The sequence below is a fragment of the Paenarthrobacter sp. CM16 genome, from assembly GCF_013179505.1.
Lineage (GTDB): Bacteria > Actinomycetota > Actinomycetes > Actinomycetales > Micrococcaceae > Arthrobacter.
The window spans coordinates 1-24,724 of record NZ_JABMCX010000032.1 but is presented as its reverse complement, the minus strand read 5'-3'; the positions used below and the strand labels follow the sequence as shown (position 1 = coordinate 24,724).

The following is a 24,724-nucleotide window of genomic DNA, read 5'->3' as shown; positions in this document are numbered from 1 at the left end:
TACAGCCACTGCAGTTGGAGTCCGTCGAAGGCGGCCACGGTCAGCCGCGCCAACATCACGGAGTCGACGTCGGTGCGCACCTCGCCGGTTTCCTGTCGCTTTGCGATGTCGTCGGCAATATCCCGGACCACTGTCTCGTACCGCTCTTTGAAGTAGCTGTGGGAAGCATGCTCAGGGTCATTGGCTGTAGCTGAGGCAACCGCATAGAGCGTGGTCAGGCCAGGTTCGCGGACATTCCGTTCGGCGATGGGCGGCATGAGGCTCAAACCCACTTCCGCGGTGCCGCCCACGGCGAGCGAGCGTTTGTCCCGTTCGGCCAGGACTGCGGTCAGTAGTTCCTGCTTGCCTTTGAAGTAGTGGAAGAGGGTGGCTTCCTTGACTCCCACGAGTTCGGCAACCCGCTTGAGCGCCGTTCCTTCAAAACCTTCGGTGGCAAACACGTCGGTTGCCGTCTGGATGATCTGTTCACGGCGTTCCGCACCCTTGGCGTACTGGCCCCGGGCCTTGGACGTTGACATCCGTTCAGTCTATTTGACCCTCCGAAAGTCGAGCTTCACTCGACATTTTTCTTGAAAACCTAGTCAGACTCGATTTTTAGGGCTAGAGTCTTCCTTCAAGACCCAACGGTGGGTCACTGTTCAGCAGGAGGCAATGTGGCCCTCAATATCGATCAGCAGCCCGCGGGCATGGAAACCATCGCCCCGGGTCTCGGAAGCGCGCCGCCCAAAGCCGCTTCCCGCGCCTACATCATTGGCATGCCCATCGCGAGCGCCGGACTCTGGATGGCCGTCCTCGCACCGGCGCTGGTAGTCCTGGCCATCAAGGTTTCGGAAATCACCACCCCGGAGACTCGCGCCGGTGCGCTAAGCCTCGTGGCCGGCGTCGGAGCCGCTGTCGCCTTGGTCGCCAATCCGTTCTTTGGCCGGCTCAGCGACCGTACGACGTCGCGGTTCGGCATGCGGAAACCGTGGATCGTCGGCGGTTCACTGATCGGCCTCGCAGCACTGTTCCTGCTGGGGTCGGCTACGGAAGTGGGAGCAGTCCTCGTCGGCTGGGTTCTAGCACAGCTGGGCTTCAACGCGGCACTCGCCGCCTTGGTGGCAACCCTTCCCGACCAAGCCGGCCCCACGGAGCGCGGCCGCCTTTCCGGGCTTATCGGCATGACGTTGCCTATTGGCCTGGTGGCTGCAGCCTTCCTGGCGCAGATGTTCGAGACCGCCTTGCTGATGGCCGTAGTCCCGGGCGTCATCGGCACCGCGATTGCCATCGTCTTCGCGTTTACCTTCAAGGACCGGGTCCTCACCGGGAAACCGGCACCATTGAACGTCAAGGAAGTCCTGGGTTCCTTCTACTTCAACCCCAAGGATTACCCCGGCCTGGGGTGGGCCTGGGTCACTAAATTCCTGGTCTATGTTGGCTACTGTGCCGGACTGCTCTACCTGCCGTACTTCTTCACGGACCACCTCCAGGTCGCCGAAACGGAGGTCCCCAGCCTGGTGTTCCAAGCAACCCTGGTGAGCTCTGCCGGAACCGTGATCACCAGCCTTGCCGGTGGCTGGATCAGCGACCGCCTGGGCAAGCGCAAGAGCATGGTGATCGCCTCTGCCCTGATCATGATGGGCGGCTTGGTGGTCATCGCCACCAGCACCGACACCGGTCAGGTGCTGGTGGGCCAAGGAATCCTGGGCCTGGGCCTCGGCGTTTTCAGCGCCGTGGACGTAGCGCTCATTACGGATTTGCTGCCAAGCGACCAGTCGGAGAATGCCAAGACTTTCGGCGTCTTCAACATCGCCCAGGCCCTCCCCCAATCGCTGGTCCCGGCAATCGCCTTCCCGGTCATCGCCCTGGGTGGCTACCCCGCATTGTTCCTCGGAGGTGCGGTGGTAGGCATCATCGGAGCCCTCCTCGTCACACGTATCAAAGGAGTCAAGTAAATGAATCCCGCACTTTCCCCGGCAGTCACCACGCCCCCAGCAGGAGCCCAGGATGCTGAAGCCAGGATCCTGGAACTGGCCCAAAGCCTGTCCCTCGAACAGCAGGTGCAACTGCTGACGGGCGCAGACGTGTGGTCCACGCACGCCATCCCTGAGATCGGACTGTCCCGCGTCGTCATGTCCGACGGTCCGGCCGGCGTCCGCGGCGAAGACTTCGATGAACGCCACGACTCCGTCTCCTTGCCGTCGTCGTCCGCTTTGTCAGCGACGTGGAGCGTTGAGACGGCGCGCCGCTACGGGCAGGTCCTGGGGCAGGAGGCCCGCCGTAAAGGCGTGCACGCCGTCCTGGGACCCACCATCAACCTGCACCGCTCTCCGCTGGGCGGCCGCCACTTCGAATGCATGAGCGAGGACCCCAGGCTCACGGCCACGATGGCTGCAGGGTACGTTGCCGGGGTCCAGTCCATGGGCGTGGGTGCCACTCCCAAGCACTACCTCGCCAACGAGGCCGAAACCGAGCGTTTCACCGCCGACTCCGTAGTGGATGAACGCCCGCTCCGGGAGCTGTACCTGGCGGCCTTCGAGGACGCCATCACCGAGGCCCGGGCCTGGCTGGTGATGAGCTCCTACAACTCCATCAACGGCACCACCGCCAGTGAGAACACGTTGCTGGAGACCCCGCTGTCCACCGAATGGGGCTTCGATGGCGTGGTGGTCTCCGACTGGACCGGCGTACGCTCCGTGGACGCGGCAAACGCGCACCAGGACCTGGAAATGCCCGGCCCTGTGGGCCACTGGGGACCCAAGCTCCTTGCCGCCGTCAAGGATGGCCGCGTCAGCCGTGAGGCCATCCTTGAAAAAGTCACCCGCATCCTGCGCCTGGCTGCCCGCGTCGGCTCCCTCGAAGGCTTCGAGCCCGCCGTGAGCCAGCTCCCGGCGCAACTGGACGGGGCCGTCGTCGCGCGTGAAGTGGCCGTCCGCGGTGCCGTACTGGTCCGCAACAAGGGCATCCTGCCGCTCGACGCGAAGGCGCTCAGCAGTGTCGCCGTGATCGGCCACAACGCCGATGAAGCCCGGACCCAGGGCGGCGGCAGCGCCACCGTGATGCCTAAGTACACAATCTCGCCGTTGGAGGGCCTGCGCAAAGCACTGCCCGACGACGTCACCCTCACCTACGCCCGTGGCGCCAAGGTAGCCGAGGGCCTCCAGCCCTTCCCCCGCACATCCCTCCACAACCCGGTCTCCGGCGTTCCCGGAATACGCGTGACCTTCCTCGCCGCCGATGGCACGGACATTTCCGGTGAGGACCGCCTGGCCTCGCACCTGATCTGGTTCGGCATTGGAATTCCCGACGGCGCCGCCTCCATCCGCATGGAAGCGGACTGGACAGCCGAAACAGCAGGCGTGCACCACGTTGGCGTCGGAACCGTGGGCAGTATCCGCTTGGTGCTGGACCGGGCGGAAGTGTTCAATGACGAGATCAAGGACGACACCGAAGTTTTGGGAGCCGCACTGTTCGATCCGCCCAAGACCGTCCATGCAGTGGAAACCACCGCCGGCCAGATCGTCCGGATCGAGGCCGAGTACCAGCTGCCCAAGGAGCAGGTCATTCCCTTCACCGCCATCCTCCTGGGCGAGGAAACAGTGGTGGCGGACCCACAGGCAGAGATTGACGCCGCCGTGGAAGCTGCCCGGAACTCCGAGGTTGCCGTGGTGGTGGTGGGCACCAACGCGGCCATCGAGTCCGAGGGCTTCGACCGTAAAGACCTGGACCTGCCCGGCTACCAGAACCAGCTTGTGGAGGCAGTCGCCGCAGCCAACCCACGCACGGTGGTGGTGGTGAACTCCGGATCACCGGTGCTCATGCCGTGGCTGGACAAGGTGGGTGCCGTGCTCTTGGGCTGGTTCGGCGGCCAGGAATTCGGTAACGCCATTGCGGACATCCTGCTGGGCGTCGAAGAGCCCGGCGGGCGCCTGCCCACCACGTGGCCTGCAGCCCTCCACGACGTCCCGGTCCTCAACACCACCCCCGTTGACGGCAAAGTGGTCTACTCAGAGGGAATCCACATCGGCTACCGCGCCTGGCTCAAGCAGGAATCCGAGGGCGGCGCCGCTCCTGCCCTGCCGTTCGGCTTCGGACTGGGGTACACAACCTTTGAACTCGGCACGGCCCATGCCCCGCAGGTGGTCACGGCCGGCAACGATGTTGTGGTGCACGTACCCGTCAAGAACACCGGCACCCGCACCGGACGGGAAGTTGTCCAGGTCTATCTGGAACGCCGGGAATCGGACGTAGAGCGTCCCGTTCGCTGGCTTGCCGGCTACGCCGGAACGCACCTTGCCGCCAACGGAACCGAGAGCGTGGAAATACGCATCCCCGCCAAGGCGTTTGCACATTACGACGCCGGCTGGCAGTTTGAGCAGGGCACGTTCGGCATGCTGGTTGGTCGCCACGCGTCCGATCAATTCCAGGCTCTGGACATCGAACTCCGGTAATACATGAGTAAAATCACGCTGGGTGACGGGGTTTTTTGGCCGTCACCCACGTGGTTTTCGCCACAAGCGATGGAACTGGGGTATGGTATGGAATTTTCGTGGCATGCTGTACGTTGCATACCCGGTAACCCCCTAACACGAAGAGGCATTAAAAAGTGGCAGCCGATTACGACGAACTCCGTACCGATGTAAAAGAGAACCAGGAGCAGTCCCTCCAGGCTCTCCAGTCCGCCAGCGCTCCCACGGCCAAGAGTGTCGTGCTTGAACTGGACGAAACCGATGGCCTCGACGCCAACGGCCCCGGCGGCGAAATCGTCGCCGAAGAACTGGTGATCCAGGTTATTCCGCAGGCCAACGACGAGTTCACTTGTCACTCCTGCTTCCTGGTTCGCCACCGCTCGCAGATCGCGCGCGAAAAAGACGGCGTCGCGTACTGCACCGACTGCGAAGGCTAAGACAGCCCCCCACCCCGGCGGACCTAAAATCGTCAGGGAGTGCCGCCGTCGGGATTAAATTGCGGAAGGACCGGAGCAAGCGCTCCGGTCCTTCCGCAGTTAATGCCGGCAGCCGTTAATGCCGGCAGCCGTTTAAAGCTGGTAGCCGCCTTCCGGGCCGCCGACGGTCTTCCTGCGGCGATGGTTGGCGATCCTGAGTTGCAGGATCCGGGCCCCTCCCGCAAGGGCCACCAGCACGCCTCCGCCCACAGCGGCAATGAAGAGTGTGGTGCCGAGGGCGAGCGTTCCTTCCAAACCGAAGAACCGCACCGTGATCATGTCCTGGTTTTGGACGAAGAAGACGATCAGCATCACCAACACCACCAATCCCACGGCAACTGCGACCCATAGGGCGGCAGTGCGGGTGGGCCTGGACGTGGCTGGCGCAGCTGGTGCGGCGTTGCGCTCCGGCCGCTCGTGCCGCTCGGACCCCGCTGGCATTCCCGCGGCATCATCCTGGAAACTCACTGACGGCCCCCTCTTGTTCCGGCATCACCTGGTCCTACACATAGTAAGCATGCTGATGAGTTGAGCGGTAGTCAGTGCCGCATCGAGTAGTCGGTTGAGGTTGGGCCCGGATCGTTGTTCCGGACAGCGTAGTGATGGCCTTCGGAATCAGTCTCGATGTCGAAGTTCTTCAGATCCGCCTCGGAAGCGGTCTCGAAATCATCATGCTTGTGCACCACGGGGCTATCCGTGTCGCCGTGGGTTGCCGGTCCAAAAACGGACTGGAGCCGCTCGGTGACGTGGACGAAGCCTTCCATTCTGCGTCCCATGTTTTCCACCTCCTTTCTTACCGGAGAGCGAAAAAGCGGCAGGGCTGGCGCGTGCCGTTCAGTGAGGCCAATTTTACGCCCGAATCCGTCGCCGAGACGGCAGTTGGCCCCCCTGTTTTTGGAAAACAGGGGGGGCCAAGGGCCAACTCGGCGGAGAAGGAAGGGGGTGGCTTACCGGAGGGACTTGTCGTCCGGGTTGCGGGGCACCACGTAGGTGCTGCCATCCGGGCGGCGGAGGGTTTCCCACTGCTGGGTCTCGGCCTGGCGCTGGGCGAGCAACTTCCGGTTGGCCTCGGTCATCTCATGATCGAGGGAACTGCTGTGCGCGGGGCCGAAAACCACCCGGAACTTGCCCGTGGCGCGCATGAACTTCCGGGTGAGGGATTCCTTGGCCACTGACGATCGACTCCTTGTTAGACGGGTTCAATAACTCCATAGTACGCTAATCATTAGTACACTAACTAATGCGATCGGAGTGCCGATCAAGGCAGCAAACAGGAGGCACCATGACGGCGACCAACCAAGCCGAGGAAACCGAGGACCTCCTGCTGGAGCGTCAATTGTGCTTCGCGCTGACCGTGGCGTCCCGCAGCGTGGTGGGCGTTTACAAACCCGTGCTTGAACGGCTCGGCCTGACGCATCCCCAGTACTTGGTGATGCTGGCCCTGTGGGAGCGGAGCCCCCGCACACTGAAGGACATCAGCGACAGCCTCCTCCACGACCCCGCAACCCTGTCACCGCTGCTGAAACGCCTCGAAGAAGCCGAACTCATCACCCGCGGGCGCGTGCTTGGCAATGAACGCGCCCTGGCCATCACCTTGACGGAAAAGGGTGCCGCACTCCGTGAACAGGCAACGGCTGTCCCGGGCGAAATCCGCGAGCGCCTTCAGCTCACCCGCGAGGAAGTTGCAGATTTGCATCAGGCCATGACGGGACTGATCGCAGCAACCCAGCGGCACAACTCCCTCTAGCCGCACCGTTTAGTCGCCCCCCGTTTGCTGGCAACCCCCGCAACCCCGGCAAACCACCCGCGCGTCCCCTAGCCAAGTGCACTGCCCCGATGGTGTTCTTGAAGCGAACACAGAAACGGGGCACCACAAGTGCCGCGTAAAATGGACGCAACCTAGGAGATTCCATGCGCATGCGATTTGTTCGGCCCCTGTTGGCAGTCCTGGCCGTCGCCGGTCTGGCCGCATGCTCCGGCTCCCCCACACCCGGTTCCACGGGCAGCGCAAACCAGGCGCCGTCGTCGTCGGCGCCTTCAAGCAGCAGCGCAAGCACCAGCCCCGGCAGCAGCGCCACTCCCAGCGCCACGGCGGCACCTGGCGCAGGCAATGCCGAACTCTCCATCACTTTGGTTGAATCCCCGGAAGCAGCGCCGCAGACTTTCACGCTCGTCTGCGCGGACGGTGTACCCGCCGCTGAAAGCAACCACCCAACCGCCCGGGAAGCCTGCACCACCATCAAAGACAGCCCCGCCATCCTCAGCCCTTCGCCCACCAAAACGGACCAGGCCTGCACCATGCAGTACGGCGGCCCGGCAACGGCAAAGGTGACCGGCGCCGTGGACGGCAAGGAAGTAACGGCAGCCTTCAACCGCACCGACGGTTGCCAGATCGCCCTATGGGACGCCGCGAAGAGCGTCCTCGGATCAGATGGCGGCCTCTAGGCTGCGGCACCTCCCCCAGGAGCATTGGCTCGGGCTGGAGGCAGCCCATCACGCCCGGGTGGCGCGTTACGCGGACCCGTACCTGGCCAGGCGTTCGGCCGGCAAAAAGCACCCGGTCGAGGACTTCCTCTTCACCTACTACACGCAGAAACCCGGACAGTTGCTGCGCTGGCATCCCGGCGACGGTACGGTCCTCAGCGGTCCGCGGGCCCTTGAGCGGGCCGCGTGGAAGTTCTACCGAACGCTCGACGACGACGAACTCGCCTCACTGGGGCTCCCGGCAGGAACGCCGGCGGTCACCTTTGATCGCGGCGGCTTCCTGGCTGACCGCGCCGAAGCTGTCCGCTTCGCCGGAATCATCCTGTCGGGCACGGCGAAGCGCCCGGCCCAGTTTGGCTGCTTCGGACTGCACGAGTGGGCCATGGTGTACCGGCAGGAGAAGTTCGAACTCCGCCATGAATACCTGAAGCTGCGGCTTGGCGGTGAGGGCACGGACACCGTGGTGGAAGAGAACCGTATCCGGTGCTCGCACTTTGACGCGTTCCGTTTCTACACCCCGGACGCCACGCCACTGAATGAGCTCATCCCCACGCGCGAAAACCAGCGCACCATGGAGCAGCCCGGTTGCCTGCACGCCAATATGGACCTCTACAAGTGGGCGTACAAGCTGACCCCGGCACTGCCCAGCGAACTGGTGATGGACTGCTTTGAGCTTTCGTGGCGGATCCGCGCCATGGACATGAAGGCCTCCCCCTACGATCTCGAACAATGGGGCTACCCACCCATCAGGATCGAGACACCGCAGGGCAAGGCCGAGTACGTTGAATACCAGCGGGCTTTCGCGGCCGAATCCCAGGAGCTGCGGACCCGCGTGCAACAGGCAATAGATCCGCTCCTCACCGAGCTGAGTGGATTGGCCGCCTGAGCACCCGCCGCCACCAGCGAAAGGTCACCATGGTTTCCCCCACGAGCGAGTCACCGAACAGCGAGTACGACGTCGATCTCACAGTCACGCTGACTGAGGCACCTGACGCTGAACCACGCGAGTTCCGCCTTCGGTCCGCAGCAGGCATCCTCTCGCCCGATCCCGACTCCCTGGACTCGAACCTGCCGGATGCAGCCGCGGCGCTGGCCGCCGTCGAGCAATTCGGCGAGGAAATCTTCTTCCCCGAGCCCCGTCCCGACAGGATCTGCACCCAGCAGTACGGCGGCCCGCAGGTGGCCGTAGTGACGGGCTGGTTCCGTGGGAAAAAAGTCAACAGCCGGTTCAGCAGGACTGACGGTTGCGAAATCGCCCGCTGGAAGGCCCTGGCGTCCCTGCTGGGGAACACCGGAGGCTCCACAGGCAACATCTGATACACGCAGCAGTGGCCGGCGGGAATCCCCGCCGGCCACTGTTGTTAAGACATCAGTTACTGGATCAGTTACTGGATCAAGAACGAACTAGCCGGCGTTGTTGCTCTGCGTCGGCTCGTCGCCACGGATCTTGCCGTGGTTCTTCTTGTCCTTCTTGTCCTTCTTCGGGTCTTCCTCATCCGGAACCACTACGGCCCCGCCCGGGTTGACCAGGACGGTGACGAAACTCGGCTCACTGGTACCTGCGAAGGTGAGGCGGCCGATGTAGGAACCGGGCTCCAGGTTCTTCCAGTTCAGCGAAATCTGGCCCGTCTTGCCATTGGCGAGGCGGATCGGGTTAGGCGTCACCGTGGCGTTGCCCTGGTTGGCACCGAGGACTGCGGCATCAACGGTGGCCTTGGTGGCCTGGTTGTTGGGGCTCGCGTACAGGTTGGCGAAGATGTAGTAGTCGCCCGCTGCCGGGTTGGGAACGGAGAGCGTCTCACTGGCCGAGGCCGTGGCTGCAGGCAGCTGCTGACCGGACGGGGTGAGGACCAGCATGTCGAAGTCCGCGGCCTCACTGGAGGAGATCACGGAGAACTTGGCAAGGGCACTGCCCTGGCCAACGGTCACCTTTTTGACGTAGTTGGACGCATTGGTTTCGCCCGCGAACGGCCCGGGGACCAGCTCAACAGCCGAGGAATCAGCCTTGGACAGGCCATCGACGGTCACTCCTACCGGCAGGTTGGTGCCGGAGGTGATGTTGATGGTTCCGGAGCCGTTGGGGCCGGTTCCGGTGAACGCCAGGGCCTTGTCCGCAATGACGGACTGCGGCCGTACGGCGATCGGCGAGGTGACGGTCTTGTTGGCACCCTGCCAGCTCAGCGAACCCATGGCGAACTTGCCCAGCTCGGCGTTCCTGTTCTCGAACTGGACCTTGAACGTCTTCTTCTCGCCAGGAGCCCCGAAAGTGAGCACCGACGGGGTGATCTTGACGTTGACGCCCGGAACGTTGACTGACGCCCGGTAGGTGCCTGCCGTGAGGGCGGTCAGCGTACGGGTGACCTCGATCTTGCCGGCAAGGTTGCCGAGGGCGAAAGAGGGAACGTTCATGTCTCGCGGTGCAGTGGTACCGAGTCCCTCAATACCCAGGTCCATGCCCGTGCCTTGGACGAACTTGAGGTAGTCCTCGGTGGTGGCATCGTAAACGAGGCCGGGCGAGAGGACCTTGGCGGGGTCGACCTGTCCGGCACCGGTAGCGAAGACGTCCTTGTTGACCGAACCGTTGGCCAGTTTGACCGGGCCTGCGGTTGTCATCATGGCGGACTTCACGGTGGCCGGGGACCACTGCGGGTTCTTGGCCAGGATCAGCGCGCCGAAGCCGGCAACGTGCGGGGCAGCCATGGAGGTTCCGGACAGGAAGCCGAAGTTGTCTCCGCCTGTTCCGATCGGCGAAACACCGGCAAGGATCGCGACGCCGGGAGCTGAGACGTCAGGCTTCAACAGGTCCGAGTCGGTGGCAAGCAGCGGACCGCGGGAAGAGAAGCCGGCAATCTGCGGCTGGGCTTCGGCAGGAAGGCCCGTGGTATCGCGGTTCAGCAGGGAAACGGTGATGGCCGGGTTGGCCGTGACCTTGTCCTTGATGGTCTGCGTTGCGGGCGGGTTCACGTGGACCGTGGGGATGACGTGCTTGTCCGTGTCCAGCGAGGAGTCCGTCAGGTTCACCAGGATCATGCCCACGCCACCGCCGCGGAGGACCTCGGCGCTCTTGGCGGTGCGGTCAACCACGCCGCGGTCACAGACAACAACCTTGCCGGCTACCTTGGCGGGGTCCAATGAGCCCGGAGCACACAGTGCCGCGTTGCCTTCACCGCTTGCAGCGTTGGTGGACAGCACGACGCCGGCCCCGCTCACCTCGCGGTTCATGATGGACGCTCCGCGGAATTTGCTGCCGTCGGAGAATTCAACGGTGCCCTGGAGTTCCTGGGAGAACGAGGTTGCGGCAACCGTGGTCAGCCATGGTGCTCCGTGGTTCACGGTGCTGGCAGTCGGTCCGGAGTTACCGGCCGAGGTAGCCACGAAGATGCCTGCCGACGCTGCGGACAGGAAGGCCAGGGAGACAGGGTCCGTGGTGGTGGTGGTTGAACCGGAGATGGAGTAGTTCAGCACATCCACGCCGTCCAGGATGGCTTGCTCGATCGCATCCACGGAAGCGGAGCCGTAGCAACCGCCCGTAGCGGGATCGGTGTCCTCCCAGCAGACCTTGTAGACCGCGAGCTTGGCAGCCGGGGCAATCCCGCTGGTGGTTCCGAAGCTGCGGCCGTCCACTACGGCGTCCACGTTGGCGTTGCCGGCCGCGGTGCTGGCCGTGTGGGTGCCGTGGCTGTCCACGTCAACGGCAGAGATGACTTCTTCGGGAGCCCGGTTTTCCGGGGCGACCGTCTCAAGGAAGGCGTCGGCGAAGTAGTGGGTGCTCAGGACCTTGGAGTTGCAGGCGCTGCCATCGTAATCGGCACCGGTGTCAGTGCCTGGCTGGCATTCGCCGATGAAGGTATCGCCATCGGCTTTGAGCATGGCGATCTTGCCGTCGGAGGTGCGGTAGGGAACGCCTACCTGCGGGTTGCCGACCAGCGGGCCTACGGGCTCACCAGCGAAGAACGGATTGGAGGGGGTGTAGCCGGTGTCGATGACGCCAACAACGGTGCCCTTGCCTGCGTTGTCCTGGCCACCGTACTGGGTGGCCCAGGTGCCGTTGGGGCCGCTGAGCTTGAGGAAGTCGGTGGTGGAGTAGTCCGGCGCGTACTGCGTGTCCGGTGCCACCATGAGGACCTTGGGATCCTTGGCCAGGTTGATGGCCTGGTCGGCCGTCAGGTTTGCGCTGAAGCCGTTGACGGCGGTGGTGAAGTCACGCTCAATGGTGATGTTTTCCTGGGTGGCAATTTCTTGCTGTTGCGTCTGCAGGTGCTGCTGGTATTCCTTCACCTGGGCGCTGTCGGCGTCGAGCTTCTTGCCCTCTTCAGGCTTGGTGGGCGCAAGGCCCGCCGTACCGCCGTCGTAAGTTGCCGCAGGCTTCTCCGCCAGGACAACCATGTAACGGCCATCCTTGTAGGCGCTGGGGTCAAGGTTCTTCTTGGCCACGCCTGCAACGTTCCCGGGCGTCTCCGGCGTGGGAGCGGCCTGGGCCGGCATCGCCATCGAAGAGAGAAGCAACGGCAAGCCCACGGCCAGTGCCGCGGCCTTTCGAAGCCCCCCGCTTCTGACGAAGCTCTTTCCTTGTGATTTCACGAGTGGTTGCACCTTTCACTGAGGGAGGACCAGGCTCCATCGCCTGGGCCTGTCAACTTTTAGTTGGTTGAACCTTTGACAGTTCTTGTCAAAGCCGCGCAACCAGCCGAGTCACAGAGTACCTAGTGAGAGCCGAATATGACATACAGCACATTTTGGGAATTTTGTCTTGTCACAATTGCCCGGCCCTCCCCCAATAAAGTGCTAGCCCTTTGGTGTCACCTGCAGCCGGTCAAAAGACACTTGGACGCCATCCTTGTCCAGGACCACAACGTCGTCGCGCCCATTGTTCACCTCAGCGGGAAGGATGAACTCCACGGTATTGTCCGTGGTCGGAAAGACCCAGCCCAGGCGGTACCCGGTCTTGTTCAGGTACAGGTAATACCAGTTCCCATACTCCAGGGACTTCAACACCACTTTCTGGCCCGTGCGGTACTTCTCCGCCGTGCCCAGGTCAGCGGGCGGCATGCCCAGCTCCTGGACGGTCACTACCGGCACAGAGTCAGGCCGGGCAGGCTGCACGGCAAGCACCAGCGGATCCCCCTCTGCAACAGCGGCGACCTCACGGGAACCATTGCTTGCTTTCGCCGCAAACGAGACAGGGCCCAAGCGGCCGGCAGAAATATCCGCAGCACTCAGGACGTGCTGGCGAGTGGCAGATACCGTGGATCCGGCGGTCAGCGTGGCTTCGGAAATACCGGCGTCCGGAGCCTCCAACCCTGCCAGTGCCACGTTGCCGGCATTACCCACCGTGTAGGTGTATGTCACGGGATCGCCCGCGCTGGCGAAGCGGTCGCCGTCGGCGTCATCCCAGGAGGCAGTGACGGTGGCCTCCAGCTTCGGCTCCCGGACCTTAAGGTCCACCTCGCCCCCATCCACCGTGAACGTCTTGGTGCTTTGGCCTGCCGAGCTGACCTCCCAGGTGCTCTTGGGAACGAAGAATCCCTGCTCCGCCTCTTCGGCTGTGACGGTGTGGCGAGGGGTGGCGCACTGATAGCCCTGGCCTGCCGGCAGCACGCTGTAACGGCAGTTCCCCGGCCCCTCCGGAAGGAACGGACTGAAGTTTCCGGCGGTGGGGACTACCTTCTCCACCAGCGGACTGGTGTTCTTGACCGTGAAGGCATACGGGACCAACTCACCTGCCGCGTACGGCTGGCTGGCAAGATCGCGCCCGACGTCGGCACGCGCCCCACTGATGTCAGCTGTCAGCAAGCCGTCGCGCAAGGCCACCGCAGCGCCTGTGAACGGGACCGTCCTGGTGAGTGACGGCGTCGAACTTGCCGTGATGCTGAAGCTTGCTTCGGGAACGAAGTAGCCACGCTCGATGTCCGCCGCCGTGATGACGTGCTTGGCAGTGGTGCAGGTGTAACTGCCACCTGCGGCCAGGTTGTTGTAGCGGCAGCTGGGAGCCGACGGCGGCAGGAAGCCTGAGTCGAACGTTCCGGAAACCGGCACCGCGTTGGCTGTGACGTTGGAGGTGCTCTTGACGTTCAACGTGTATCCGAGGATGTCACCGGCCTGGTAGGGGTTTGCAACGACATCCCGGGCGGGCGCCGTCCCGGTGATGGTGAGCCCCACTTGCGGGGCCGCCGGCACAGTGGCGGTGAAGGTGAACTGCGAAACCCGGCCGTCCGTGGCCGTAAAGGCCGCGTTCAGTTTCTGCGGTCCACTGGCATTCGCGGGTGCCGTCAAAGCGACGTTGACAGTGGCGGACGCCCCCGGCGCCAATGAAGGAACCGGAACGGTGGTGGCGGACCAGCCGGTGGGCGTGTAGATGGTGGCGGCAGCCCCGGACAACGTGGTTGCTTCCTGGTTGCTGACTGTTACAGGCACCTGCTGCGTGGCCCCCGGGGCTGTGGTGACAGCGGGGACGGACAGCGGCGCGCAGACGTAATTCAGCCAGGCATCATCGAACTTCGCGAACGGCATGTTGTCTGTGTAGTTGCCCTCGTAGAGCACACCGATTTTTCCGTTTTCAAGGCGGGTCACGGTGGAGTAGGCGGAGAATCCCGGGCGGATGGTGCGGACGCCTGGCCAGGTGGCGCCGTCGTCGCAGGAGACCCGGGCCGAGACGTTTTCGCGCCCTGTTGTGGAGTTGGCGTTGGTGAAGATGAGTTTTTTGGCGTCGGCAGAACCCTGGGCGGCTTGGGGGAACATGCGCGCGATGGCTCCGTTGTTGGCGGGGTCCGGGAGTTCCGTGTCCTGGGTGACCGGGCCGTAGGTGAGGCCGCCGTCGGTGGAAACGGCCACCTTGCGGTAGCCCTGGTTGGCGTTGTCCCGGGAGTTCAGGAGCACCCTGCCATCGGAGAGCTCCACTGTCTTGTTCTCGTCCATCCGGTCCCCAACATTGGCGCCCTTCTTCCAGGTGGCGCCGTGGTCATCGGAGTAGACGCTGTACGCCTGGATCTTGTTGGTGCCATCGGCCTGCCGGATGTCACCGGCAAACTGCTGGATCAGGCGACCCTTGTACGGGCCGTATTTGAGCTGGATGCCTTCGCCGGAGGATGCGAAGTTGGAGCGGACGTCGCCCGCCACCGGGCTGGTCTTGCTGGTTCCGGGCTTGGTCACGCCCGTGATGAGCCTGGGCTGGCTCCAGGTCACGCCGCCGTCCGCGGACTCGATGACCGCGGAGGAGATCACCGTCCTGTCGGCGTCGTCGTTGCCGAACTGGCTGCCGCCGAACCCCTGGTCCTTGGAGTAGACGAAGAAGGCGAACACCTTTCCTGCCTCGGCGTCATGAATGTAGGAGGGATCGCTGTAGCCGTACTTGGGTCCGCTGGCGTCGCCTGCATGTCCGGCGGCGATGACCGTGACAGGTCCCCAGGTCTGTCCCCCATCAGTGCTGCGGCGCTGCACGATCGAGTTCGGATTGGGCGCATCAGCGGCCGAGCCCGGGCGCCCGTCCCAGGCAGCGAGCACCACGTTGTTGCCGAGGTACGTCAAGGCGGGGATCCGGTAGAAGAAGTTGGCTGCGGTCCGATTCGCCGCGAGGTTGGCCTCGGTGAAAGTGCCGGGAGCTGCTGCAGGGTTGTTGGGCGGGATGGGTGCTGCCATGGCCGGCAGGCCCAAGCCGGCCAGCAGGCCCAAGCTCAAGGTGCCGACGGCGGCGATGCGGGCGAGAGGTGATGTTGAGGATCTCAAATCCGATGTCCTTTCGAATCGACTCCGGGTTGGCGGCTCACACCCATGACCAGCGCAGGGATGGGGGTGAAGTGACAACTCGGATTGGCGTTCGTGTTACGTGCTACGTCGAACGTCCTACAACCATAAGGTGTGCGCCGTCACATTGCCAGAGATGAAGGCGGAAAGCCCCGCCCCGGCACCAAGGAGGTAGCCTCAAAGGCGAATGCCCGAGCCGCGCCATCCCAGGAGTTGAAGTGAAAATCCTCGTCCCCGACACCATCAAACTGGACCTCTCCCAACTCTCAGCCGCAGGAGAGAACGTGGTGGTCTACGCCGTGGACGAGCCCATTCCCGCCGAACACCGCGATGCAGAGGTCCTGGTTGCCTGGCGAAACACCCGGGAGAACCTGGCCGATGCCGCCAAGGAACTGCGCGCACTCAAGCTGGTACAGACCCTGGCAGCCGGCCCGGATTCCGTGCTGGCAGCGGGTTTCGCGGAGAACGTGGCCATCACCTCCGGTCGCTCGCTTCACGATGGCCCCGTGGCCGAACACGCCTTGGCACTGATTTTGGCTGCGGTCCGCCGCATGGACCAACTCATGGAGTCCCAGCAGGCCGCCACCTGGAACGAGCCGTACAACGCGACCCAGTCCGCGCCTGACACCGAGCAGCTCTACACGCTCGACGACGCCAATGTCACCATCTGGGGCTTCGGTTCAATCGCGGGCCGACTGGCTCCCCTGCTGGCCGCCCTGGGTGCGAATGTCACCGGCGTCGCCAGCTCCAAAGGCGAGCGCTACGGCTTCCCCGTGGTGGCGGACGAGGAATTCCAGGAAGTCCTGCGCGGTACCGACATCCTGGTCTCGATCCTGCCGGCCACTCCGGAAACCGCCAATGCCCTGAACCGCGATATCCTCCAAGCCCTTCCGGACACCGCCATCTTTGTCAATGTTGGCCGCGGCGCAACGGTGGATGAAGACGCCCTGCTCGCAGCCCTGGAAGACGGCAGCCTGCGGGTCGCTGCCCTGGATGTCACCAAGAAGGAACCGTTGCCCGCCGATTCCGCACTGTGGGGCGCGCCAAACCTGATCATCACGCCCCACGTTGCGGGCAACCGCCCCAAAGGTGCAGCAAAGCTGGTCCTGGCAAACGTCACTGCGCTCAAGGACGGGAAGCCCCTGACCAACCAGGTTGCCGGCTGACGCCTGGCCACCAAAAATCAATATTTTTCATTGCCTCTGAATAGTAAGCATGCTTATGGTGGGGTGGTTCGGGGTGGCCAGCAGAGGGTTTCCACCCCACAGGCAGCATGAACAACGTGAGGAATCGCAATGTACCTGCACACCCAACTTCTCATCAACGAAATTGCCGTAGACGAGCCTGACCCCGCTGCAGCCAACGCACTCCAGGAAGGACTGGGCGGCCAGTTCGGCGAAATGCGAACCATGATGCAGTACCTCTTCCAGAGCATGAACTTCCGCGGCGACCCCGCCTCCAAGCCTTACAAGGATCTGCTTCAGGGCATCGGCACCGAAGAGATCAGCCACGTGGAACTCATCGGAACCACCATTTCCCGGCTCCTGGATGGCTCACCGCGCTACCAGGGCAAGAAGACCGATCCCGTGGACGAGCCCGGAGCCAAGGGAGCCACCCCCTTGAAGATCGCCTTGGACCACAGCAACATCCACCACTACCTGGTAGGCGCCCAGGGCGCCCTGCCCGTGGACGCCGCCGGCAACCCGTGGAGCGGTTCGTACGTCTACAACAGTGGAAACCTGGTCCTGGACCTGCTGTACAACCTGATGCTCGAATCCACGGGCAGGCTGCAGAAGTGCCGCATCTACGAGATGACGGAGAACAAGACCGCACGCTCCACCATCGCGTACCTGATTGTCCGCGACCAAGCCCATGAGAATGCCTATGCCAAGGCCCTGGAGAGCCTGGGCGTGAACTGGGGCAAGGTCCTCCCGATTCCGAAGACCAACGCCGAGCAATTCCCTGAGGTGAAGAAACTCCTGGACACGGGCCTGCAGAGCGTCCAGTACACCTTCAGCGCGGACAACCTCAGCGAGGCAGGGAAGCTCTACCGCGGCGCTTCGCCGTCCAACGACGGCACCGAGCTGACCACCGACGTCATGCCTGACGGCTTCCCGATGACTATGGCTCCCGAACGCAAGGAGGAGTTCGCCCCCGGGCTGGACCCCGAGCTCCTGGCGATGATTCAAGCCGTGGCCGAGCAGGAGTTGCAGGACGCGGACAACCCCAAGGTGGGCTAAACCGCAAAAGGATCCCCGCCTCTTTCGAGGCGGGGATCCTTTTTGTTCGTCAGGAGATATCAGGCGTGCTCGTAGGTCAGGCAGTCCGCGGCCTCGCGGCCCGGGCCCACCTTGACGTCGTGTGCCTCGCACATGAGGTTGTTGTTGTGGACGCACTCCGAGCGCTGGCAGGCGCCCACGTGGGCAAGGACCTTGGGAAGGCCGCCCATGGCATTGGTGTCAATGAAGGTTGCGCAGGAAGCGTGGTCCTGGGTTCCACCGATGGTGATTCCAAAAGCGGTGCAGCCATCGTGGTTGAAGCCGCAGCTGCCAACGCTACAGGCGGATACTTCGGCAATGTGGTCGGTCATTGTTCCTCCTGGTTTGGATCCTGAATAGTACTGGGGGCGAACCCCGCGTGTACTTTCCAAAATACGCCGGAATCACATTATTTAACCGCTTTGAATAGCGCATTTGTATGTGCCCTAATCCGCGCCATTCCGCCGAAAAACGGCACTTCCAAGGTTAGGTTTCACTTACTTGGAGTACGCAAAGCGTCACTGATCCTGGCGCGCGTTTCTGCATCCAGGGGAGCAGTCACACGGTTGTTCCGTGCCGCTCTGTCCGCCGCGATTTTCTGGATCACCATCCGGCCCAAACCCGCAAAAACTGCCGCGGCCACAACACCCAGCACCATCGATTTCGGTTTCTCAGCCATGCCGCAATCCTAGTGACGCCGGACACCCCGGGAAAGTGCCGCCGTCGGCCTTCAGCGGGTCTTTTTGGACCGCCACGGCGGGGTGCCCTCGCGCAATCCGGCTGAATAGGGTATGCGCGTTGATCCCGGTAGAATAGGTGTGCAAGCTCGCGGAGCGCCCCCCATGCCGTTCAAACATTGCAGTTCACATCGTCTTCAGCCCTGTGCTGAAACGCTGTTTGGATGCGGCTGAACGGCGTGAGACGGCACCTCCGCGGCAGCCTTATTTAAGGTTCACCCAACTCACGCACAGGAGTTACCGGATGCCCCGGATCGTCGTTGACGTCATGCCCAAGCCCGAGATTCTGGACCCCCAGGGGAAGGCCATCGTGGGTGCTCTGCCCCGCCTCGGCTTCAACAGCTTCAGCGCAGTCCGCCAGGGCAAGCGCTTCGAACTGACCGTCGACGGCGAGGTGACCGACGCTATCCTGGCCCAGGCCCGCGAAGCTGCCGAGACCCTCCTGTCCAACCCGGTGATCGAGGATGTTGTCAACGTCGAGGTCGTCGAGGCCTGATATGACGTCGATTCCCCTGATTGGCGAGGCCGTGGCCATCGCCGCAGAGCCCCGCCTCGCCGGCGCCAAAATCGGCGTGGTGACTTTCCCAGGCACCCTTGATGACCGCGATGCCGCCCGCGCAGTGCGTCTTGCAGGCGGTACTGCTGTGTCCTTGTGGCATGCGGACTCCGAGCTGGGCGATGTTGATGCCGTCATCATCCCCGGTGGTTTCTCCTATGGTGACTACCTCCGTGCCGGCGCTATTTCGCGTTTCGCTCCGCTGATGTCCAAGATCATCGATGCAGCGAACTCCGAGGCGAAGCTCCCCGTGCTGGGTATTTGCAATGGTTTCCAGATCCTGACCGAATCGCACCTGCTGCCCGGTTCCATGATCAAGAACGACCACCTGAAGTTCATCTGCCGGGACCAGACGTTGCGCGTGGAGAACGCCAACACTGCCTGGACCGTGGACTACACGGATGGCCAGGAAATTATCGTGCCGTTGAAGAACCAGGACGGCCAGTACATCGCCGACGAGAAGACCCTGGATGCCCTCGAGGCTGAGGGCCGCGTGGTGTTCCGCTACGTGGGCTTCAACCCGAACGGCTCCCGCCGCGACATCGCCGGCATCTCCAACGCAGCCGGCAACGTGGTGGGCCTCATGCCGCACCCGGAGCACGCTGTGGAGACCGGCTTCGGTCCCGAGTCCCTTGATGGCGCACCCCGCGACACCGACGGCCTCGGTTTCTTCACCTCCGTACTGACCAAGATTGTGGGAGGCGACAAGTGACCACGGAAACCACCAAGAAGTTCAACATCGACACCGTTGAGCACGCTGCCAAGACCCCGGACACGGAACTCCCGTGGGCCGAGCTGGGCCTGAAGCAGAACGAATTCGACGAGATCGTCAAGGTCCTCGGCCGCCGCCCCACCGGCGCCGAGCTGGCCATGTACTCCGTCATGTGGAGCGAGCACTGCTCCTACAAGTCCTCCAAGAACCACCTCCGCCAGTTCGGCGAGAAGGTTACCGAGGAAATGAAGAAGGACATGCTGGTGGGCATCGGCGAGAACGCCGGCGTCACCAACCTCGGCGACGGCTGGGCCGTGACGTTCAAGATCGAGTCCCACAACTCGCCGTCGTTCGTTGAGCCTTACCAGGGTGCCGCTACCGGCATCGGCGGCATTGTCCGCGACATCATCTCCATGGGTGCCCGCCCGGTTGCCGTGATGGACCCGCTGCGCTTTGGCGCGATCGACCACCCGGACACCGCCCGCGTCATGCACGGTGCCGTCGCAGGCATCGGCGGCTACGGCAACTGCCTTGGCCTGCCGAACATCGGTGGCGAAATGGTGTTCGACTCCGTCTACCAGGGCAACCCGCTGGTGAACGCACTGGCCGTGGGCGTCATGCGCCATGAGGACATCCGCTTGGCCAACGCCTCCGGCAAGGGCAACAAGGTTGTCCTCTTCGGTGCACGCACCGGCGGCGACGGCATTGGCGGCGCTTCGGTGCTGGCCTCGGAGTCCTTCGATGACACCAAGCCCTCCAAGCGTCCGGCCGTCCAGGTGGGCGACCCCTTCGCTGAGAAGGTCCTCATTGAGTGCTGCCTGGAGCTCTTCAAGGGCTCCTTGGTTGAAGGCATCCAGGACCTGGGCGCGGCAGGCATCTCCTGCGCCACGTCCGAGCTCGCCTCCAACGGCGACGGCGGCATGGAGGTGGAGCTCACCTCCGTCCTGCTGCGCGACCCCACGCTGACTCCGGGCGAGATCCTCATGTCCGAGTCGCAGGAACGCATGATGGCCGTGGTCACCCCGGAGAACATCGAAGCGTTTGAAGCTGTGATGGACAAGTGGGCCGTGGAGTACTCCTGGTTGGGTGAAGTGACCGACACCGGCCGCCTCATCATCACCTGGGAAGGCGAGGTAATCGTCGACGTCGATCCCCGCACCGTTGCGCACGACGGCCCGGTCTACGACCGTCCGTTCGCCCGCCCGGAGTGGCAGGACTCGGTGCAGGCCAACACCTTCACCGGTTCCGTGGAAGACGCCGGCCGTCCGTCGGCTCCCTCCGAGCTTGCAGCAGCCGTCACTGAGCTGGTGGCGTCGCCGAACATGTGCTCCAAGGCCTGGATCACCAACCAGTACGACCGCTACGTTGGCGGCAACACCGCCATGGCGTTCCCGGATGACTCCGGCGTAGTCCGCGTTGACGAGGAAACCGGCCTGGGCGTTGCCTTGGCTACCGACGCCAACGGCCGCTACACCTACCTTGAGCCCTACCAGGGCGCGCAACTGGCTTTGGCTGAGGCCTACCGTAACGTCGCTACCTCCGGCGCCGTTCCGATGGCCGTCAGCGACTGCCTGAACTTCGGCTCCCCCGAGGACCCGGATGTCATGTGGCAGCTTGCCGAAGCCATCCGTGGCCTGTCTGACGCCTGCATGGAACTCGGCATCCCGGTGACCGGCGGCAACGTCTCCTTGTACAACCAGACCGGCACCACGCCGATCCACCCCTCCCCTGTGGTGGCAGTCCTGGGCAAGCTCGACGACGTCGCCCGCCGTACGCCGTCGGGTTGGCGCGAGGATGGCCAGGCCATCTACCTGCTGGGTACCACCGCAGCAGAACTGGACGGTTCGGAATGGTCCAACCTGCGCGGACACCTCGGTGGTTTGCCGCCCAAGGTGGACCTCGCGGCTGAGCGCGCGTTGGGCGAGATCCTGATCAACGCTTCACGCGACGGCATGGTTGACGCAGCACACGACCTCTCCGAAGGCGGCCTCGCGGCCGCCTTGGTGGAGTCCTCGCTGCGCTACGGCGTCGGTGCCCGGATCGCCCTTGAGGAACTCATGGAGCGCGACGGTGTGGACCTCTTCACGGCACTCTTCTCCGAGACCCAGGCCCGGGCCGTCGTGTCCGTGCCCCGCTCCGAGGAAGTCCGTTTCAAGGACATGTGCACGGCCCGCGGCTTCGCCCACCTCCGGATCGGCGTTGTTGACGCTGCCGGTGGAAAGCTGGAGATCAACGGCGTAGAGGAGCTCTCCCTGGACGCCCTCCGCGAAGCACACGAAGGAACCCTGCCGAAGCACTTCGGCTAAGGACAGATAACATCGCAAGGCCCCGGTGCTCGGAGAGTGCCGGGGCCTTGCGCGTGTCCGCGGCGGTTTACCCAGGCCAGGTCCGCTGCCGAACCAGCTGCTCGGTGAACTCGGGCCCGGGCAACGGCCTGCCAAAGTAGTACCCTTGGCCGCTGGTGCAGCCAATGCTGCGGAGGGCTTCTGCCTCCTCGGCGGTTTCAATGCCCTCCCACACCCCTTCGAGCCCGCAGGACCGGATGACGTCCTGGATGGCGGCCAGGAACTTGAGTTGGGAAGGGTCCTTCCCAAGGTCCTTCACGAACTGCCGGTCCACTTTCACCCGGTCCACGGGCAGTTTCCGCAAGTAGCCCATGGAGGAGTAGCCGGCACCGAAGTCGTCGATTTCCAGCCCCACACCCAGCCTGTGCAGGCTCGCCAGGGTGTAGCGGTCCAACTCATTGTTGTGGATGATGGCGCTCTCCGTCAGCTCCAGGACCAACGCTTCGGGCGGCAGGCTTTCCTCGGCCAGGGCTTCGCTGACGTCGTCCACGAACTCCAGGCTTTGCAGGTCCGCGGCGGAGACATTGATGCGCATGGAGAACTGATGCTGTGCGGTGGCCGGATCCTCCCGCCAGTGCCGCAACTGTCCAACGGCGGTGCGCAGGACCCACCGTCCCAGCTCCGCTATGAGTCCGGTGGCCTCGGCCACGGGAATGAACTGGTCCGGCATGATCAGGCCATGCACGGGGTGGTTCCAGCGGACCAAGGCCTCACAACCTTCGATCCTTCCCGTGGCCAGTTCCACAATCGGCTGGTAGTTCAGGACCAGTTGGTCCGAGCTGATGGCCTCGCGGAGTTCGCCCACAATCTGCCGCTGAAGTTGCCGGGCGTGCGCCGTGGCGGGATCGAACGCCTTGAGCTTGTTCCGGCCCTCGCTCTTGGATTCCTCCACCGCGAAATCGGCTTCTTGAAGCAGGTCCTCCAGGGTGTGGTGGGTCTCGGCTGCCCGTAAGCCCATGCTGGCACCGCAGCGGACGCTGTTGTTCCCGACGTCGATGTTCGGTTCCAGCGCGGCCAGGACGCGGTTCCCGACGGCGGAGGCCCGGGTTGGGGGCGTGGCGGGCAGCAGCACGGCGAATTCGTCGGCACCCAGACGGGTCACGACGTCGCCCTCCCGCACGGCAGACTGGATCCGCATGGCCACGGCCACCAGGACCTGGTCCGCCGCGGCGTGGCCGGCGGAGTTCTTCAGCGCTTTGAAGCCATCAAGGTTGATCAGGAGAACCGCAGGCTGGGCAGCGCCCCCGGCTGCGGCATTCCGGGCAGCAACGAAGGCATCCATCAAGGCCGCCCGGTTGCCGAGTCCGGTGAGCGCATCGGTCAGTGCTTCACGGCGTTGCTCATTCCGGACCTGGTGGAGTTCCTCCATCAGGGTGCGGACACGCTGCTCCAGTTGTTCAATCCGGGAATCGTCTGTAGCAACCAGTCGTCGGGGCTTGGTGCTGGTCACGATTCTTCCAGGCGTCGCAGCGATGTGTCGGCGACGGCCTGGGGTTTGGCGACGGGGTGGCGGCGCTCGTCCAGGAAGAGCCGGTAGGAGGCCACGTCCAGCCTGCCGTCAGGCTCCACTTTCTGGCCGGCGCGGTAGACGTGCGTGATCCAGGATCCGCCGAGGATGGCCTCGATCCAAGCGTCGCATTCGGCCAGCGGAAGGTGGACCCGGGTGCCGGTGTTCCTGCGGTGGCCGGCGATCGAGACCGTGATGCAGCTGCCCAGCAGGCCTTTGTCCGCAGTGAACCAGGCGAGTCCTTCGACGTCGGCCACAATGGTCAGGTTGGCGTTGGTATCTTCCACCGATTGAACGGGGCCCATTCGGACCGATCGGCGGTCAGCGTTCAGTGATGTGGGCGTCCCGGCCATATAGGGCGGGCTGGTGATGCTTTGCCGGAAGGCGGACAGTTCCTGGGTGTGCTGGATCTGGATCCTGGTGGTGAGTTCGTTGATGGTCATGATCGTGCCTCATCCGCAATCGTGGCCGCCTCAAGGCGGTCCGCTCCTACAATCCGGTTTCTTCCTTGCGCCTTGGCGCTGTACAGGGCCGCGTCGGCCACCTCAATCATGAATTTCAAGTCAGCCCCTTCTGGAATGCTGGAGGTGACTCCGTAGCTGATGGTGGGGAATGCGACGCCCTCGGGTGCGGGGGCGGCTGCCATCCGGCGGCTGATTTCGGCTGCGATGTCCTCGGCCCGGTCCTGGGTGGCCCCGGGCAGGAACAGGATGAATTCCTCGCCGCCATAGCGTCCGATCAGATCGGTGGACCTGACAGAGGCGCCGCAGGATTCGGCGAAGGCCTGCAGGGCCACATCCCCGGCTCCGTGGCCGAATTCGTCATTGACCGCCTTGAAATGGTCAAGGTCGGCAAGGACTATGGCCGCGCCGGACCCTGTGGACTGCAAGCGGTTGAGCTCCGTGGTGGCCAGGTCCAGGAAGGTTCCACGGTTGAGCAGGCCGGTCAGGTGGTCGCGGTCGGCCCGTTCCTTGAGTCCCTTGATGAGTTGATCGCTGGTCAGGGCAGTCATGCTGAAGGACACGGTGACCAGGAGCACCATGGAGATCAGGGCTGAAGGCGCCGGTCCGAAGTAGGTGGTGAAGGTGTGGCTGAACGGGCCTTCAAGTGTGTAGACCAGCCAGCGGCCCAAGTAATAGGCAGCCAGTAAGCCCGCGGCAAGGGACAGCGCTTTATGGACCTGGGAGTGCGAAGACTTGATGAACCACAAGTCATAGGCGGCCAGCGCTATGCCCGCGGTCATCATCGCCAGATAGACGAAGCCCCCGGACCACACGTTGGTCCCCGGGTTGTCCAGGACGGACGCCACTGCGGTGACGGCCGGCCCCACTACCAGCTGCCAGGGCGCGGCTTTCCGGTCCCGCAGGGTTTTTGCTCCTGCCCAGACGCTGAACGCTCCGGCCACCACCAAAATGTTGCCCACGGGATTCGCCCACTGCTGGTGGGGGGTGCCGTTGAGCA

Annotated in this window: 23 protein-coding genes; 12 read left to right on the top strand and 11 right to left on the bottom strand. The window is 63.8% G+C overall.

Annotation, left to right across the window (positions count from 1 at the left end):
* Positions 1-518 (bottom strand): TetR/AcrR family transcriptional regulator (locus tag HP499_RS04520; RefSeq protein ID WP_172322733.1); only part of this gene is annotated, 518 nt, incomplete at its 3' end.
* A gap of 135 nt (positions 519-653) precedes the next feature.
* Between HP499_RS04520 and HP499_RS04515 the strand changes: the two genes are divergently transcribed.
* From HP499_RS04515 to HP499_RS04505, 3 genes are all read left to right on the top strand, one after another.
* Positions 654-1,934: an MFS transporter gene (locus HP499_RS04515; protein ID WP_172322732.1), complete on the top strand. Its 1,281-nt coding sequence runs from the start codon at positions 654-656 to the stop codon at positions 1,932-1,934.
* On the top strand, positions 1,935-4,430 hold the full coding sequence (locus tag HP499_RS04510) for a beta-glucosidase (RefSeq protein WP_172322731.1): 2,496 nt from the start codon (positions 1,935-1,937) through the stop codon (positions 4,428-4,430). It begins immediately after the preceding gene.
* Between the two features lie 155 nt (positions 4,431-4,585).
* Positions 4,586-4,885, top strand: a complete 300-nt coding sequence (locus HP499_RS04505; protein WP_011773410.1) for a DUF4193 domain-containing protein — start codon at positions 4,586-4,588, stop codon at positions 4,883-4,885.
* Positions 4,886-5,017: 132 nt separating this feature from the next.
* Here the strand turns inward: HP499_RS04505 and HP499_RS04500 are convergent, their stop codons facing one another.
* The 3 genes from HP499_RS04500 to HP499_RS04490 form a co-directional block, all read right to left on the bottom strand.
* Entirely contained in the window at positions 5,018-5,392 is a 375-nt protein-coding gene (locus tag HP499_RS04500; RefSeq protein ID WP_172322730.1) for a lipopolysaccharide assembly LapA domain-containing protein, read from the bottom strand.
* Positions 5,393-5,463: 71 nt separating this feature from the next.
* Positions 5,464-5,700 carry a hypothetical protein gene (locus HP499_RS04495; RefSeq protein ID WP_172322729.1) on the bottom strand — a complete coding sequence of 79 codons (237 nt, stop codon included), beginning with the start codon at positions 5,698-5,700 and terminating at the stop codon, positions 5,464-5,466.
* A gap of 171 nt (positions 5,701-5,871) precedes the next feature.
* Positions 5,872-6,096 carry a hypothetical protein gene (locus HP499_RS04490; protein WP_026541816.1) on the bottom strand — a complete coding sequence of 75 codons (225 nt, stop codon included), beginning with the start codon at positions 6,094-6,096 and terminating at the stop codon, positions 5,872-5,874.
* Between the two features lie 110 nt (positions 6,097-6,206).
* On the opposite strand from HP499_RS04490, the gene HP499_RS04485 reads away from it, so the two are divergent.
* From HP499_RS04485 to HP499_RS04470, 4 genes are all read left to right on the top strand, one after another.
* The gene (locus tag HP499_RS04485) at positions 6,207-6,671 is read left to right on the top strand and encodes a MarR family winged helix-turn-helix transcriptional regulator (RefSeq protein WP_172322728.1); all 465 of its coding nucleotides are present in this window, start codon (positions 6,207-6,209) and stop codon (positions 6,669-6,671) included.
* A gap of 164 nt (positions 6,672-6,835) precedes the next feature.
* Positions 6,836-7,369, top strand: coding sequence for an SSI family serine proteinase inhibitor (locus tag HP499_RS04480; RefSeq protein ID WP_172322727.1), 534 nt, complete (start codon positions 6,836-6,838; stop codon positions 7,367-7,369).
* Entirely contained in the window at positions 7,356-8,294 is a 939-nt protein-coding gene (locus HP499_RS04475) for a 3-methyladenine DNA glycosylase (protein WP_172322726.1), read from the top strand. The genes HP499_RS04480 and HP499_RS04475 overlap by 14 nt, the downstream gene beginning before the upstream one ends.
* A gap of 29 nt (positions 8,295-8,323) precedes the next feature.
* Positions 8,324-8,725 carry a serine protease inhibitor gene (locus HP499_RS04470; RefSeq protein ID WP_172322725.1) on the top strand — a complete coding sequence of 134 codons (402 nt, stop codon included), beginning with the start codon at positions 8,324-8,326 and terminating at the stop codon, positions 8,723-8,725.
* Positions 8,726-8,812: 87 nt separating this feature from the next.
* On the opposite strand, the gene HP499_RS04465 is transcribed toward HP499_RS04470, so the two are convergent.
* Both HP499_RS04465 and HP499_RS04460 read right to left on the bottom strand, forming a co-directional pair.
* The gene (locus HP499_RS04465; protein ID WP_172322734.1) at positions 8,813-11,899 is read right to left on the bottom strand and encodes a S8 family serine peptidase; all 3,087 of its coding nucleotides are present in this window, start codon (positions 11,897-11,899) and stop codon (positions 8,813-8,815) included.
* Between the two features lie 294 nt (positions 11,900-12,193).
* Positions 12,194-15,130 (bottom strand): exo-alpha-sialidase, encoded by a 2,937-nt coding sequence (locus tag HP499_RS04460; protein WP_253951397.1) that lies wholly within the window; start codon positions 15,128-15,130, stop codon positions 12,194-12,196.
* 236 nt (positions 15,131-15,366) lie between these two features.
* Between HP499_RS04460 and HP499_RS04455 the strand changes: the two genes are divergently transcribed.
* Both HP499_RS04455 and HP499_RS04450 read left to right on the top strand, forming a co-directional pair.
* Positions 15,367-16,314, top strand: a complete 948-nt coding sequence (locus tag HP499_RS04455) for an NAD(P)-dependent oxidoreductase (RefSeq protein WP_172322723.1) — start codon at positions 15,367-15,369, stop codon at positions 16,312-16,314.
* A gap of 129 nt (positions 16,315-16,443) precedes the next feature.
* The gene (locus HP499_RS04450) at positions 16,444-17,388 is read left to right on the top strand and encodes a manganese catalase family protein (protein WP_172322722.1); all 945 of its coding nucleotides are present in this window, start codon (positions 16,444-16,446) and stop codon (positions 17,386-17,388) included.
* A gap of 59 nt (positions 17,389-17,447) precedes the next feature.
* Here the strand turns inward: HP499_RS04450 and HP499_RS04445 are convergent, their stop codons facing one another.
* Together HP499_RS04445 and HP499_RS04440 are read right to left on the bottom strand one after the other, a co-directional pair.
* On the bottom strand, positions 17,448-17,738 hold the full coding sequence (locus HP499_RS04445; protein ID WP_018779990.1) for a DUF1540 domain-containing protein: 291 nt from the start codon (positions 17,736-17,738) through the stop codon (positions 17,448-17,450).
* Between the two features lie 161 nt (positions 17,739-17,899).
* On the bottom strand, positions 17,900-18,085 hold the full coding sequence (locus HP499_RS04440) for a hypothetical protein (RefSeq protein ID WP_172322721.1): 186 nt from the start codon (positions 18,083-18,085) through the stop codon (positions 17,900-17,902).
* 302 nt (positions 18,086-18,387) lie between these two features.
* Between HP499_RS04440 and purS the strand changes: the two genes are divergently transcribed.
* Genes purS through purL form a run of 3 tightly spaced genes read left to right on the top strand, consistent with a single transcriptional unit; the run spans position 18,388 to position 21,717 of the window.
* Positions 18,388-18,639, top strand: coding sequence for a phosphoribosylformylglycinamidine synthase subunit PurS (gene purS, locus HP499_RS04435; RefSeq protein WP_011773385.1), 252 nt, complete (start codon positions 18,388-18,390; stop codon positions 18,637-18,639).
* 1 nt (position 18,640) lies between these two features.
* Positions 18,641-19,411 (top strand): phosphoribosylformylglycinamidine synthase subunit PurQ, encoded by a 771-nt coding sequence (gene purQ / locus HP499_RS04430; RefSeq protein WP_172322720.1) that lies wholly within the window; start codon positions 18,641-18,643, stop codon positions 19,409-19,411.
* Positions 19,408-21,717 carry a phosphoribosylformylglycinamidine synthase subunit PurL gene (purL, locus tag HP499_RS04425; protein ID WP_172322719.1) on the top strand — a complete coding sequence of 770 codons (2,310 nt, stop codon included), beginning with the start codon at positions 19,408-19,410 and terminating at the stop codon, positions 21,715-21,717. Before purQ ends, purL begins: the two co-directional genes overlap by 4 nt.
* A 67-nt stretch (positions 21,718-21,784) precedes the next feature.
* On the opposite strand, the gene HP499_RS04420 is transcribed toward purL, so the two are convergent.
* The 3 genes from HP499_RS04420 to HP499_RS04410 all read right to left on the bottom strand — a co-directional run.
* Positions 21,785-23,206 carry an EAL domain-containing protein gene (locus HP499_RS04420; protein WP_172322718.1) on the bottom strand — a complete coding sequence of 474 codons (1,422 nt, stop codon included), beginning with the start codon at positions 23,204-23,206 and terminating at the stop codon, positions 21,785-21,787.
* Positions 23,203-23,706: a hypothetical protein gene (locus tag HP499_RS04415; protein WP_172322717.1), complete on the bottom strand. Its 504-nt coding sequence runs from the start codon at positions 23,704-23,706 to the stop codon at positions 23,203-23,205. The genes HP499_RS04420 and HP499_RS04415 overlap by 4 nt, the downstream gene beginning before the upstream one ends.
* A partial coding sequence (locus HP499_RS04410) for a GGDEF domain-containing protein (protein ID WP_172322716.1) occupies positions 23,703-24,724 on the bottom strand: 1,022 nt, incomplete at its 5' end. The genes HP499_RS04415 and HP499_RS04410, both read right to left, overlap by 4 nt.

Excerpts from the sequence above, each read along its gene's own strand:
- HP499_RS04485 (WP_172322728.1), top strand. The coding sequence starts at position 6,207 with ATGACGGCGACCAACCAAGCCGAGGAAACCGAGGACCTCCTGCTGGAG.
- HP499_RS04475 (WP_172322726.1), top strand. The coding sequence starts at position 7,356 with ATGGCGGCCTCTAGGCTGCGGCACCTCCCCCAGGAGCATTGGCTCGGG.
- HP499_RS04480 (WP_172322727.1), top strand. The coding sequence starts at position 6,836 with ATGCGCATGCGATTTGTTCGGCCCCTGTTGGCAGTCCTGGCCGTCGCC.
- HP499_RS04510 (WP_172322731.1), top strand. The coding sequence starts at position 1,935 with ATGAATCCCGCACTTTCCCCGGCAGTCACCACGCCCCCAGCAGGAGCC.
- purS (WP_011773385.1), top strand. The coding sequence starts at position 18,388 with ATGCCCCGGATCGTCGTTGACGTCATGCCCAAGCCCGAGATTCTGGAC.
- HP499_RS04470 (WP_172322725.1), top strand. The coding sequence starts at position 8,324 with ATGGTTTCCCCCACGAGCGAGTCACCGAACAGCGAGTACGACGTCGAT.
- HP499_RS04495 (WP_172322729.1), bottom strand. The coding sequence starts at position 5,700 with ATGGGACGCAGAATGGAAGGCTTCGTCCACGTCACCGAGCGGCTCCAG.
- purQ (WP_172322720.1), top strand. The coding sequence starts at position 18,641 with ATGACGTCGATTCCCCTGATTGGCGAGGCCGTGGCCATCGCCGCAGAG.
- HP499_RS04415 (WP_172322717.1), bottom strand. The coding sequence starts at position 23,706 with ATGACCATCAACGAACTCACCACCAGGATCCAGATCCAGCACACCCAG.
- HP499_RS04445 (WP_018779990.1), bottom strand. The coding sequence starts at position 17,738 with ATGACCGACCACATTGCCGAAGTATCCGCCTGTAGCGTTGGCAGCTGC.
- HP499_RS04465 (WP_172322734.1), bottom strand. The coding sequence starts at position 11,899 with ATGGCGATGCCGGCCCAGGCCGCTCCCACGCCGGAGACGCCCGGGAAC.
- HP499_RS04440 (WP_172322721.1), bottom strand. The coding sequence starts at position 18,085 with ATGGCTGAGAAACCGAAATCGATGGTGCTGGGTGTTGTGGCCGCGGCA.
- HP499_RS04450 (WP_172322722.1), top strand. The coding sequence starts at position 16,444 with ATGTACCTGCACACCCAACTTCTCATCAACGAAATTGCCGTAGACGAG.